Origin of the sequence: Wolbachia endosymbiont (group A) of Crataerina pallida (assembly GCF_964028475.1) — a bacterium.
In the GTDB taxonomy this organism is placed as follows: Bacteria; Pseudomonadota; Alphaproteobacteria; order Rickettsiales; family Anaplasmataceae; genus Wolbachia; species Wolbachia pipientis.
In genome coordinates this window covers 397,031-409,933 of sequence record NZ_OZ034785.1, presented here as the reverse complement: position 1 = coordinate 409,933, position 12,903 = coordinate 397,031, and the positions used below count along the sequence as shown (strand labels likewise).

The following is a 12,903-nucleotide window of genomic DNA, read 5'->3' as shown; positions in this document are numbered from 1 at the left end:
CGTTATACCGCCGCGGTATCTCTAGATCCCGCTAACAAGCAGCGGAATGACGATGGTCGGTAAACCTAAATTACTTTAGCTATAGCACAATTAAGTAAATACGGCAATTTTACGCCAAAATTTTTTGTTTACGAACATAAATTTTCTATGCTATGATAAAAATATTACTTGACCTTAGGTTCTAAGGGTATTATGTAATGTTAATTATATATATTGAGGTTAAATATGCATAATTCAAATCAAAATCTTTCACCTGGAGCAACTTCACCAACTGATATAACATCTGATCAAGAAGGAACTATAAATAAAAACTCTATTGAATCAGGAACAGAGCAGTCGTTACAAGGTTCTTCAGTTGGTAATCAAGATTCTTTAAATGATTATGTTGATGCGAGTAGCACGCCTGTGTCTGAAGGGATTAATGATACAATGCAGGTTGCCGGTGATAATGAGGTTACGTCGGGCAATAAAGGTAATCGAAGTGTTGTTTCTAGTGATAGCACGACATTAAGTGAAGGTTCTGTTAATGAGCAAGAAGGTGTTACTAAGTCAAAAAAAGGAAAAGGAAAAAGATCAACAAGTAAAAGAATACAACGGAGTAAGCAGCAGTTAAAAGAGAAAGACGAGGAAATAATAGCATTAAAAGCTCAACAAAATACACAAGAAGTTGCGGACTTACAGCAACAGTTACAAGCTAAAGACGAGGAAATAACAGCATTAAAAGCTCAACAAAATACACAAGAAGTTACAGACTTAAAGCAACAATTAGCAGATAAAGAGAAAGAAATAGCACAACTAAAACAACAACAGCCAAATGCTGAAGTTGACAAACTGAAGGCAGACTTAACAGCTAAAGAGAAAGAAGTTGACAAGCTAAAGAAGGAAAATAAAGAATTAGAAGCTGAAAACAAAAAAAATCAACAACTAAAACAAGGCAATGGAGCACGGTACACTGCTACTGTTGGTATGGGTCTTGCTGCTGGACTGATAGCATTTACTGCACTTGAACGTACAGTTAAGTTAGAGATGTTAGTAATGATTGGTATAGCAGTAGCATCTGCACTCGTAGCCGGTGGTATTACATATGCAGTATTACCTAGTACTCAAGTAGATGGGGCAAAAGCACAAGAAGTAAATGAGAATGGGAAAAAGAAGTAACAAGGGTTAAGCCGAAATGTACGTGTCAAGTAAAACACTTGACGCGAACTTCAGTTTTTATATTCCTTCATTAGCATAATATAATTTTGTGCTGATTGTGTAATATGTTTAATTTCTTCATTCGACATCTTTTTGAAGAACTTTGCTGGCCTGCCAGCCCATATTTCCCCACTTTTTATTACTTTTCCATGTGTCACTAGCGAGCCAGCAGCTACCATAGCTTCAGACTCCACAACTGCATGGTCCATCACGGTAGAGCCCATACCAATAAACGCTTTATCATGCACCGTGCATGCGTGCAACATACAAAAATGTCCCACTGTTACCATACTGCCAATAATTGTGTCACCACCTGGGTTTCTATCCACATGAATTACCGTTCCATCTTGAATATTTGTTCCATCACCTATTTTTATTGATCCAACGTCCCCTCTGACCACACAATTAAACCAGATGCTCGCATTTCTTCCTATTTCAACCTTGCCTATGATATGTGAACCACCTGCGATGAAAGCACTTTCGTCTATTTTTGGTTCATAATCTTTGTATTTTAAAATGTGATACATATTAAGCCCAAAGTCTTATGCATATGTTAATCAAAATAAGGTAAGCAGTCTTAGATTTCAAACTACTTGGGTGACAGATGTTCTTGACTTACGTGCTTTGTACTGCTAAGATTTTTATTTTCAGCCCTATCTATAATGTCAGTAGCGGTATTAAGTATATTTCAAATAATATTGGTTGTTGTGTTAGTAATTTTAGTGCTCTTGCAGCTGCCTGGAAGTAGTTCGTTAAGTGGTTTTAGTAATACACAACAGGGGGTCAATTCGATGATTCCGGTGAAATCTTCTGAAAACCCGCTCAGCAGAATAACGGCTATTGTTGCTGGATTGTTTATTATAAACACATTGCTATTGTCAGGATTATATTCAAAAGACGTACATAAAAAATCGATTGCAGAGAAAATTATATTAGAAAAAAAGCAAGAAAGTGAACCTACTTCTGTTCCATTTGAAAATTAATGAAGGAAGCTAAATTTATCTTTGTTACAGGTGGAGTTGTATCGTCGCTTGGTAAAGGCTTAGTCGCTTCAAGCGTTGGTGCTCTTCTTCAAGCTCATGGTTTTAAGATCCGTATCAGAAAACTTGACCCGTATCTCAACATTGATCCTGGGACAATGAACCCAACTCAGCACGGAGAGGTATTTGTTACCGAAGATGGTGCTGAAACTGATTTGGATCTTGGGCATTATGAGCGTTTTACTGGAATTAAAGCAACAAAAGATGACAATATAACAACTGGTAAGATATATCATGAGTTATTGAAGAAAGAGAGGCGTGGTGATTACCTGGGCAAAACTGTGCAAGTCATTCCTCATGTAACAGATTTGATCAAATCGTTCATTTTTAATGGTACGGAAGGTTTAGATTTTGTAATATGTGAAATAGGTGGAACTGTAGGTGACATTGAAAGCCAACCATTTTTGGAGGCTATACGCCAAGTTAACTACACATTAGGAAAACAAAGAGTTATCCTTATTCACTTAACTTTAATACCATATCTTACCGCAGCGCAAGAATTAAAGACAAAGCCAACGCAGCATTCAGTTCGAGAGTTAAATTCCGCGGGGTTACAACCAGATATTATATTATGCCGCAGTGAGAAAGAAATTTTCGATAATCAAAGAGAGAAAATAGCTAAGCTTTGCAATGTTTCTTTATCCAATGTGATACCTGCCCCTGATGTGAGTCATATATATGAGTTACCGGTGTTGTATAGCCAATGTGGGCTTGATACGCAAATTTTGGAGCACTTTCATTTAAGTAAGCCAAAACCAAGCTTGACTGAATGGGATCAAATAGTGCATTCCATAAGGCACCCAACACAGGAAGTTACTGTATCTATAGTGGGAAAATACACCGAATTCCCTGATGCGTATAAATCACTGGTTGAAGCATTAAATCATGGTGCGATTAGTAATAAAGTCAAAGTAAAGATAAATTGGGTTAACTCAAGAGAGAAGGAAGAAAAACCTATAAATGAAAAACTTATAGGAGAGAAATTACAGAATTCTCATGCAATCCTTGTTCCAGGGGGGTTTGGTGATGACGGAGTAGAGGGTAAAATATTAGCAATAAATTATGCCCGTACAAATAATATCCCATTTTTCGGAATTTGCCTTGGTATGCAGCTTGCAATTATTGAATTTGCTCGTAATGTTGTTAAGCTTGAAGATGCACACTCTGAAGAATTTCGTAACTGTAAACATCCAATCGTTAAGTTAGCTGGCGATCAAGATGACGATCTTGGTGGAACCATGAGACTTGGGGCATACAAATGTAATATAAATGCAAACTCTAAAATGATGGATGCATATAGTAACACTACTATTTCAGAAAGACACAGGCATAGATACATAATCAATTCAGATTATAAAGATGATTTGGAAAAAAATGGGCTGCTATGCAGTGGCATATCAGAAGATGGAACGTGCATAGAGGCAGTGGAGTTAGAGAGTCATCCGTGGTTTATTGGTGTGCAGTTTCATCCAGAGTTTCAATCAAAGCCGTTTTCTCCTCATCCTCTTTTCGTGTCGTTCGTTAAAGCAGCAATTGATAAGAAATAAGTGCCTAGTGTTTAAGTATCAATATATGGAGCTTGCCATAGAGCAAGCCAAACTCGCTCAAAAAAATGATGAGGTGCCAATAGGTGCTGTAATAGTGAGTGGAGACAATATCATTTCTTCTGCACACAATATATCCAGCGATCCAACTGCACATGCAGAGATGTTAGCGATCAGACAAGCATTTTCAACTCCCACGCTTTGTGATGCTGATATGTACGTAACATTAGAACCATGTCCGATGTGTGCTCAAGCCATTTCCTTTGCCAGAATTAAACGATTGTACTTTGGAGCTTATAATCCAAAAGGTGGAGGAATTGAAAATGGTGCTAAGATATTTCAATTTTGCAGCCATATACCTGAAGTTTATGGTGGGATATTAGAAACAGAATGCTCTTTTTTGTTAAAGGATTTTTTTGAGAAATTGAGAACATAGTTTAAGTCTATCAATTGTCATTTGCTTGCTTATCTCTGAAACTATCTTCACTTTTTTCCATATAGCCGCCTCTAGTCTAACTGTGCAGATCGATTTGCTGCCACGTGCGTAATAAGTACAACATTAGAGTTGCTAGATAAATTATTATTAGTACCAGCTTCAGCGGCCAAATAACGACCATCTTCAGTACATGTGAGTATATAATTTAATAGTGTTGCGGCTGCTTCCCTATCATTCAGTTTTGGGTCCAAACAATAATCTATCAATTTACTAATTGACTGTTTATTTGTAACTCGACCCTCAAACTCCCTGAGAGATCCTACTCTCTCTCCTAAGTTTATAACGAATTGCTGCGTTTCTTCAGGTGTAAGTTTACCTACTCTGTAATCTAACTCATTTGCGGTTCTTGCACGTTCTACTTCTTCGTGTCCATAGCAGCCTAATAGGTTACTTATTGCCTGTACCATACCATTTAGACTATTTGCAAGTTCTACTCCTAATATCCTATACAATGACTCTTGTACCGATGTCGTATAAACTTCATCAATCACTTCTTTCAGGCAGACCAGAGTATAGAGTATAGATTATAAATTTTCTTTCTTCTCTTGATTCTGATAGGCTCTTTAAAATATCAGTAAGAGTTGGTACTATAACATTCCGCACAACTTCTTGATTTCTTATTAAGTTTGGTACTGTATTTTTTAATACCTTAGCCCACTGCTTATCTTCAGGCAATTTTCTTTCACTTATGGCAGTTAAAATTGTACTTCCAAGAGTTGGATCAGTTATTGCCTGAAAAATAGCATATGATACTTCCAATGATAAATGGTAAACAAGCGATAATAGATGTAAATTGGAAATAGGAATGCTGGAGCGTATCTTTAGAACATCTTTAACAGCAGCATAGAATTTCTTTAAAGTACTAGAATCTCTAGCACCTTGAAGTTCTTCAAAATTACTTAACTTATTAATGAAGTTTTCTTGTATATTTTGAAATCTTGCTTCAATTAATTCCTTTTTGGATGTCATTTTTTTAGCTACACTTTCAGTCTTTTCCTTTACTTCCAGGTATAGTGCACCTGCTTCTGCTCCTCTTTCTGCTATAGTTGATAACCCGCTAAACAAATCATTAGCTGCTTCTTCTAGACTTATGTTAAATACAGCATTATTAACAATTACCTCGTGTTTGCGTTCCCCTTTTACTTTTTTATATAATACAAACAGAGACATAGATGCTATTGCAGTCAAAAAGAAGGTCACAGCTACTATTACTAACACTAGCGGAGACATTTTAATTAGAGTAAACGTGGCTGCAGCTCCCATACCAAGCGAAAACATCGCTACACATCCAACCGCTACTTGGAAATACAACTTACAGTTTTTCTTATTATTTGAAATGTTTGCGTTATTTGAAATGTCTGCTCTGTTTCGTAAAAGAAACCCGATACCTTCTATATCTCGATTCTGAAGAGCTTGTATCAGTAAAGATGACCCATTATGCGAAACATTTGCTCCTAGATCTATACAAGATTGAGCACTATCAAATAATTTATTGTTGAAAAAATACTCCAATAGTGTTTCACCAGAAGGCAATTTGAAATTTTTTACTAACTGCATGTTTTCACTCTGATCACCTCTTTCTATATATAGCTTGAATAAATAAACAGCTTCCCTAGGAGCTATTCTTGCGTGAAAAGCATATTCAAATGCTGTAAGGTTATCATGATTTTTGATATAGAGATCTGCACCATTCTTAAGAAAATCATAAAAAGTAGCGTTAGCTGTATAGGTTTCATCACATTCAATTAAGCGCTGCTTAATAAAATTGACAACAGCGTAGTGTAGTGAGCTATTTCCATTATTATCTGGTATATTAACGTTAACTCTTTATTTTATGAGATATTTTGCATGGCCCAACTTATCTTGAATAATTGCATTTAGTAATAACGTTCTTCCTTCAGCATCTTGAGAATTTACTCCTTCATGTGCTCCCCTTTCAAGCAATAGCACAGCATTTTCAACATCACCTTTTTCAGCTGCAACACTCAGTAGGGCTTGATCACCTTTATTAACATTAATGTTAGCACCATTTTTTAGCAACCAATCTATAACCTCTTCCTTTTCGCATCTGTCCTCAATCTCTAATGCTTTTGTAAGCACATCAAAGCAGTAGTTATGGTCAGAAACAAGTTTATTTAAATCTAATTCCCCTATATTAAGGTTGCGTGAGTATAAAAACTTTTCACTATGTTGTGCTCCATATTTTTGCAGCAAGCTATACATTTCACTGCCATATTGAGCATAATCCAAAGCAGTACAACCATCATTATCCTTAGCATTTACTTCTATTTTTTGATATAACATAGACAATGGCAAAAACCTTGCTACCAGGTACTGAGACACTTCTTTTTCATTAGCTTCTAAAAACAACTCAACAACTTTTCTATTTTCATTCCTAACAGATCTATGCAGTACAGTACGATCGCTAGCATCTATAGTATCAATCCTACTGCCATTGCTTATTAATGAACTTATAACTTTTGATGAGCATTTTTTTTCTATAGCAACGTCTAGAATAGTTTTGCCATTTTTTGTAGCATTTATATCTAAATCTTCCTTGATAAGCTGCTTAATTCTGTTTTCCCTATCGGTGCTGTTTTTTATTCTCAACACATCTTCAAAGTACTCAAAATTAGACCACGCATCACACAATGCTTCATTTTCTACTGATTTTTGTATTCTTTCTGAGTAAGCAATATCTGAATGAACAGCATTTCCTGCTTGTTCACGTACTATATTAATTCTATTATTATTTTCTGTATCTGTTGCCATATACCCTCTATAAAGCCTAACTTATATCATACTATATTTGTGACGCTTGTAAAGACTTAAATTTACAGTTGGAAATACTGTTTTTTTAGACGAATAGAATAAGAAATTAGTGTTACGCATAAAAAAGTTTATCATGGCATGTGTTTTTGATCGTTCTAATTTTTCCGCAATAAAATTTTCTCATTTAGCGAGATTAGCGCATTTTTCACACCTTTTTTCAACTTAGGAGAATACACACTTAAGAGAAAACTAAGACCAATCAAATTTCTTATCTTGCGGTTTTATTTGCAATATTGCTACCACACTGATCAACAAGCAGAAGACTATATAAAGCCCAGCAGCAAGGTTTGTTTGAGGAAATGTTACAGTCAACCAAATACAAACCATAGGAGTAAATCCTCCATGTAACGCATAAGAGATATTGCGTGATAAGCTCACACCACTAAATCTAACATTGGTAGGAAAGAGTTCAGATGCAACTATTCCTATAGGAACTATACCCCTTTCTATTATAGAGAGAACCATTACGCTCAACGCAATCACAAGATAATTTTTATAGTAATATGCAATAGATAACGCAGGACAACACAGTGCCATTGTAATTGCTATAAATAAGATTGCAGTGCGCTCTTTTCCAACTTTATCAGCCAACATTCCAAACGCTATTGAAGATATCGGCATTAATACACTGGTTATAATCAATACAATTTCGTTGGTATATGTTGTTACATAAACATCCACTGATGCTATTTCCTTTGCGAGAGTTCGAAGAAATATGGTAAATCCAACAGCAACATTAACAGGTACAGATATTAAAATAGCAAGTATAAGAGCTCTCTTGTGGCGTTTTATAAGCTCTATTATTGGCAAATCAGGTAAATTTCTTTGTTTTCGATTTTTTTCATATGCTGGAGTTTCTCCCAATGTGTATATGCTATACGCGCTAATTAATCCTAAAATAGCTGAGAAAATAAATGGCAATCTCCAACCCCAGGTACAAAAATCAGTAGTTTTTTTGCAGATAATCACTATCACCGCAGAAAGCAAGACGCCAATGGAGCGACCAAAACCCATCATTCCAAAATACATCCCTAAGTTCTCTTTCCTACTGGATAAATGCTCTATAAGATAAACAGAACTTCCTTGTTCACCACCAAGTGCAATTCCTTGTGTTATATGGATTGCAAGAAGCAATATAGTAGAAATTATACCTACTTGATTGTGACTTGGAATAAATGCAATGAGACTTGATGGTATCGATATTAGCAAGATAGTAATTATTAATGCTATCCTCCTTCCATACCTGTCACCAACGTGACCAAATATGAATGCACCAAGTGGCCTTACAATTGCACCTAGCCCTACAATTCCAAATAATTGCAGTATGTTACTGTAGACATCTTTTGCAAAACAAAACTCTCTGCTGATTATGTTAATCAAATCAATAAAAAGCATGTAGTCATACCATATTGCGATTTTGCAGAGTATGGTTGATATCAACACCCTTGTTTGCACTAAATTCAATTCGTAAATGTTTGCTTATTCTATTCTGGCTGCTTTTTGGGATTTTACAACCTAAACATATGGAGTTGACTTTTTTATTATGGTGTGTGATAATTGCAGTGTTATTAAGTTTAGTGGTAAAGTTATAATAGATATAGCCTATTTAGCAGCACTTATATCAGCAGCTATAATAAAAATAGCAGCAGTAATACTTTGTGCTATAGCGTGTATAAGCATTTTCTTTATATTATTTAAGGGAATTAAAGAACACTTAGATTCAAAAGGATTTCTATCTCTTCTGAAAACAGTAGGTGTAATTTCTATAATACTATCAATTATATCTCTCCCACTTATTATATTAAGCCTTACTACTCCGTCACCTCTGGTAGTAGGTATAGTAGGTGGTATCGTTGGTGCTATTTCCATAATACCATTAATAGTAGCTTACATTTTGCTTGTGGCTATATCGAATATCTTTATTACCAAGTCTTTATAAATTTGAGCTAATGTTACTGTCTTCATTTCTTCTTGGTTGTAATATTGCTGAAAGTTATCTATTTCCATAGGTATAACATATAATCTGATTTTATAAGATATTCTACCGGGATTAAAATATCGTAAATCTTAGGCGTTATAAACAAAATTTACAGGAAAAATAAGATGATACTACTCAAAAAGGCAAACAAGACGGTATTTTTCTGGCATAAGTTAGCGTTCAGCTTTACCTTTCCTTGCAAGACATTTTAGAGCTATTATGTCTTACTTCTTGAAGATACAAGTTAGCGTTTTTAACCCGAATTCTGGATTGGAGATTAAAAAAAACAAGAATATCAATAGCTTATTGTTTTAGCATTTACGATAAAGCAGTAAGCATTTTAAGACTAGTTACTAATTTAGTAAAATTCAAGACTTTCAATAATTTACCTAAAATCTAATCCAGAATTCGGGTTAATAATAAAATCTTGTTTTTTGAAAATGAATTTGGTAAACTTTAAAGATGTATGTGACAATATGGTGATATATTGTTTTTAGTATTTAATAAAGTACGTACTTGATAATTTTTCTGAACGCTCTAATCAAGCTAAAATAGGTAAGCTAGATAAAATTATTCTTAGTTTAAAATTGGTATAAGGTATTAAGATGAAAAAAATTGAAATTTCAGAATTACTAAAAAGAATTTCAATCTGTTTACTATGCGTGGCAACTATTGTCTCTATCGCTTTTTTGTTTGCCTATATGCATACAATGTTGCTTAGTAAAGGGTATGAGTTAGCTGCACATTATGTTAGTGAAGCTATGCCTTGTGTGTTACTTGTCGTTCTCCTTTTTATTGTTTGGTTTGTATATGATCAAGTATTCAGCAAACTAAAGGAAGTAGAGCTGCCTATATCGATAGAATTAGCTAATTCAGATGATAAAAGAATAACATTTGCTGATGCTATAATTGATGACTCCTTAAAACAACGGTTGCAGATGATTTGCTGTGACCAAATGACAGAAGAAATGCGCAAGCTGTTTGGAAATAAAAGTATTAATTCACTAAGAGGTTACATATTATATGGCCCTCCTGGAAATGGTAAAACACTTATCGCTCGTGCAATTGCAGGTGAATCAAATATGAATTTCATAAGCATCTCAGGTCCTGAACTTATTGGAGTATATATTGGTCATGGTGCACATGCTGTACGCGAGCTTTTTAAAATAGCAAAAAAATATTCTCCTTGTATAGTCTTTATAGATGAAATAGATGCAGTTGCACAAAAAAGAAGTACCGCTAATAACTCAGCTTACCATTGTCGAGAGAGTTTAACACAGTTGTTAACTGAAATAGATGGATTTAAGAGCAGAAAAGATATAATAGTAATTGGTGCAACTAACCTTATCGGTGGTATAGATCCAGCACTTATTAGACCTGGACGTTTAGGTCAGAAGGTTTATGTCCCTAATCCAAACATAGAGGTGAGACAAAAGATATTGGCACTTTATATGCGAGGTACAAAAACTGATGAAAAGCTAAGCCTCCAAGACATTGCAGACAAGACTGAAGGCTATTCTGGGGCTGAGTTAGAGCAATTAGTGAATGAAGCAAAAATTAGCGCTGGTGCGCAAAGACGGCTTATAGTGAGTGAGGAAGATTTCAGTTACGCGCTTCACAGGTTAAGTCCAGAACAAGAAAGAGATAGAATAAAGTTAGTTTCAAACGCGAAGACACAGATAGAAGAAACTTCTTTTATACGGTAAACATAAAAATTGAAATTATAGAAGTGTAGCTGAGCCAACCTTCGTTATTCTTATTATTACCCACAAATAAAGACATGGTATTGCATTTACTCAAATAATTTAATTTTATTAACCTGAAAGCTTATTGGATTAAAATTATTAAATTAAGAGTTATAATTTTAGCAACTAAAAGCTGTAAATTGCACCATATAAACAGTTATTTCAAGCAAAAGTTATACTGACCTTAGCCAGAAAAAGTGGTGGAAAAGTTAGGAATGTTTTTTACAAAAAAAGACAGTATCAATAAAAAGGATTTTATTCTATTTGAAATATAAAATTATCATGTATTTTTCTGTTATTCCCAAGTGAATTATTATTAACTTAGCAGTATATATTATTAAAAACACAAGCAATACAATCATTTTTAGCAACCAAAACCAGCAAGCGTGAGAAGATTTTTTTTTGGAATGAGTTGGTCATGATGTTTGTAAAACTTAATTTGTACACTTTACTTACCCCCAGTAATTCTGATATAGTTACTTTAGTTAAAGTCTATAAAAGTTTATAAATGGCAACCTTAAGTGTAAGAGAAGCTTTATGCACAGCAATTAGAGAAGAAATGCAAAACGACTCTGATGTGCTTATCATGGGTGAAGAAGTTGCAGAGTATGATGGTGCTTATAAAGTAACGAAAGGATTACTGAAAGAGTTTGGAGAAAACAGAGTAGTTGATACGCCTATTACCGAACATGGATTTGCTGGCCTTGCTGTTGGAGCGGCATTTGCTGGATTAAAGCCAATAGTCGAGTTTATGACTTTTAATTTTTCTATGCAAGCTATTGACCAAATTGTGAATTCCGCAGCAAAAACAAATTATATGTCAGGCGGACAACTTGGATGCCCTATAGTATTTCGTGGACCAAATGGCGCTGCAGCAAGAGTTGCTGCACAACATTCTCAATGCTTTGCAGCTTGGTATTCGCATATACCGGGGTTAAAAGTAATAGCACCCTATTTTGCCTCAGATTGCAGAGGTCTGCTTAAAGCTGCAATTCGTGACCCTAATCCGGTAATATTTCTAGAAAACGAAATAGCTTATGGACATGAGCATGAAGTTTCTGACTCTGAGCTATCAAACAAAGATTATCTACTTGAGATAGGCAAAGCTGCTGTTATACGGGAAGGAAAGGATGTAACTATCACTGCTTTTTCATTAAAATTAATGGATGCCTTAAATGCAGCAGATTTACTTTCGAGTAAAGGTATAGAAGCTGAAGTTATTGACCTCAGAACCTTAAGACCACTTGACACTCAAACTGTTATTAACTCTATTCAGAAGACTAATAGGTTAGTTAGTGTAGAAGAAGGATGGCCATTTGCAGGAATAGGAGCAGAGCTGTCAGCCGTTGTTATGGAACAAGGATTTGACTACCTTGATGCTCCAGTTGTACGTGTAACTGGCAAGGACATCCCCTTACCTTACGCTGCAAATCTAGAAAAAAAAGCATTACCGCAAGTGGAAGATATAGTTGAAGCCGTGCATCAGGTCTGTTTTAGAAAAAAATAGTTCTTTTTTGTGTCTCCTGTTCCGCATTGGTCCATCAAAGAAGTATTTCCAGTGCCGCCTATACCACCCATTACTTTTATGACGATAGTTTTAGCACCGAAAAATACAGCACAAAATATACCGAGTGCAAAAAGAGCTGGCCATGGCATTCTACCAAATATCGCAAGCAAAGCTGCACCTATTATCACTACGGTCATAAGCGGTCCGCCTATTCCCCAAACGTAGCCAATAATGTTACATATTACTTGAGCAGTTGTATCAGTATTAGTGTCAGCAGCAGCACTCCCAACATGAGAAAAAGAAATAAATAATACTATAAAAAGAATATTAAAAACTTTCCTAGGGTTCATCTCTATACCTTAAATTTAGATATTGCAATTATACCTAAAATACTATAATTTTTAGTAAAACTAGCATAAAGATTGAACAACAAACGGTGCCACAAAAGTAGTTGACACACAACTGCACAAATATTGTAATATAGACATAGTAAACGATATTATTCCAGTGCTTGACGCTGGAATCCAGACTTTAATTGTTATATTTATAAATAAGTCTGGAACG

The 12,903-nt window shown here is 35.0% G+C and carries 13 protein-coding genes; 6 read left to right on the top strand and 7 right to left on the bottom strand.

All coding sequences use genetic code 11. The annotated features are described in order from the left end of the window. The first annotated feature begins 225 nt into the window (after window positions 1-225). A complete protein-coding gene (locus ABWU55_RS01990) occupies window positions 226-1,158 on the top strand; it encodes a hypothetical protein (RefSeq protein ID WP_353286422.1) in 933 nt (310 codons plus the stop codon). 50 nt (window positions 1,159-1,208) lie between these two features. On the opposite strand, the gene ABWU55_RS01985 is transcribed toward ABWU55_RS01990, so the two are convergent. Next, window positions 1,209-1,724 (bottom strand): gamma carbonic anhydrase family protein, encoded by a 516-nt coding sequence (locus ABWU55_RS01985; RefSeq protein WP_182320224.1) that lies wholly within the window; start codon window positions 1,722-1,724, stop codon window positions 1,209-1,211. A 135-nt stretch (window positions 1,725-1,859) separates the two neighbouring features. On the opposite strand from ABWU55_RS01985, the gene secG reads away from it, so the two are divergent. From secG to ABWU55_RS01970, 3 genes are read left to right on the top strand one after another with little or no spacing between them, the layout of a single operon-like run. Beyond that, complete coding sequence (gene secG, locus ABWU55_RS01980) at window positions 1,860-2,180, top strand: preprotein translocase subunit SecG (protein ID WP_353286421.1); 321 nt, start codon at window positions 1,860-1,862, stop codon at window positions 2,178-2,180. Next, on the top strand, window positions 2,180-3,784 hold the full coding sequence (locus ABWU55_RS01975; protein ID WP_015588967.1) for a CTP synthase: 1,605 nt from the start codon (window positions 2,180-2,182) through the stop codon (window positions 3,782-3,784). The genes secG and ABWU55_RS01975 overlap by 1 nt, the downstream gene beginning before the upstream one ends. A gap of 25 nt (window positions 3,785-3,809) precedes the next feature. Beyond that, entirely contained in the window at window positions 3,810-4,217 is a 408-nt protein-coding gene (locus ABWU55_RS01970) for a nucleoside deaminase (protein ID WP_209472967.1), read from the top strand. Window positions 4,218-4,288: 71 nt separating this feature from the next. Here ABWU55_RS01970 and ABWU55_RS01965 read toward each other — a convergent pair whose 3' ends face one another. The 5 genes from ABWU55_RS01965 to ABWU55_RS01945 all read right to left on the bottom strand — a co-directional run bounded on the left by ABWU55_RS01965 (window position 4,289) and on the right by ABWU55_RS01945 (window position 8,978). Then, on the bottom strand, window positions 4,289-4,768 hold the full coding sequence (locus tag ABWU55_RS01965) for a hypothetical protein (protein ID WP_353286420.1): 480 nt from the start codon (window positions 4,766-4,768) through the stop codon (window positions 4,289-4,291). Continuing rightward, complete coding sequence (locus tag ABWU55_RS01960) at window positions 4,761-5,834, bottom strand: hypothetical protein (protein WP_353286419.1); 1,074 nt, start codon at window positions 5,832-5,834, stop codon at window positions 4,761-4,763. The genes ABWU55_RS01965 and ABWU55_RS01960 overlap by 8 nt, the downstream gene beginning before the upstream one ends. A 270-nt stretch (window positions 5,835-6,104) precedes the next feature. Further along, window positions 6,105-7,049 carry an ankyrin repeat domain-containing protein gene (locus tag ABWU55_RS01955; protein WP_353286418.1) on the bottom strand — a complete coding sequence of 315 codons (945 nt, stop codon included), beginning with the start codon at window positions 7,047-7,049 and terminating at the stop codon, window positions 6,105-6,107. A 249-nt stretch (window positions 7,050-7,298) separates the two neighbouring features. Continuing rightward, complete coding sequence (locus ABWU55_RS01950; protein WP_353286417.1) at window positions 7,299-8,504, bottom strand: MFS transporter; 1,206 nt, start codon at window positions 8,502-8,504, stop codon at window positions 7,299-7,301. 207 nt (window positions 8,505-8,711) lie between these two features. Next, the gene (locus tag ABWU55_RS01945) at window positions 8,712-8,978 is read right to left on the bottom strand and encodes a hypothetical protein (RefSeq protein WP_353286416.1); all 267 of its coding nucleotides are present in this window, start codon (window positions 8,976-8,978) and stop codon (window positions 8,712-8,714) included. A gap of 819 nt (window positions 8,979-9,797) precedes the next feature. On the opposite strand from ABWU55_RS01945, the gene ABWU55_RS01940 reads away from it, so the two are divergent. Both ABWU55_RS01940 and ABWU55_RS01935 read left to right on the top strand, forming a co-directional pair. Further along, window positions 9,798-10,793: an ATP-binding protein gene (locus tag ABWU55_RS01940; protein WP_353286415.1), complete on the top strand. Its 996-nt coding sequence runs from the start codon at window positions 9,798-9,800 to the stop codon at window positions 10,791-10,793. 547 nt (window positions 10,794-11,340) lie between these two features. Then, complete coding sequence (locus ABWU55_RS01935; protein ID WP_010082654.1) at window positions 11,341-12,339, top strand: pyruvate dehydrogenase complex E1 component subunit beta; 999 nt, start codon at window positions 11,341-11,343, stop codon at window positions 12,337-12,339. On the opposite strand, the gene ABWU55_RS01930 is transcribed toward ABWU55_RS01935, so the two are convergent. Continuing rightward, complete coding sequence (locus ABWU55_RS01930) at window positions 12,315-12,689, bottom strand: TrbC/VirB2 family protein (protein WP_006279664.1); 375 nt, start codon at window positions 12,687-12,689, stop codon at window positions 12,315-12,317. The genes ABWU55_RS01935 and ABWU55_RS01930 overlap by 25 nt on opposite strands. Between the last annotated feature and the right edge of the window lie 214 nt (window positions 12,690-12,903).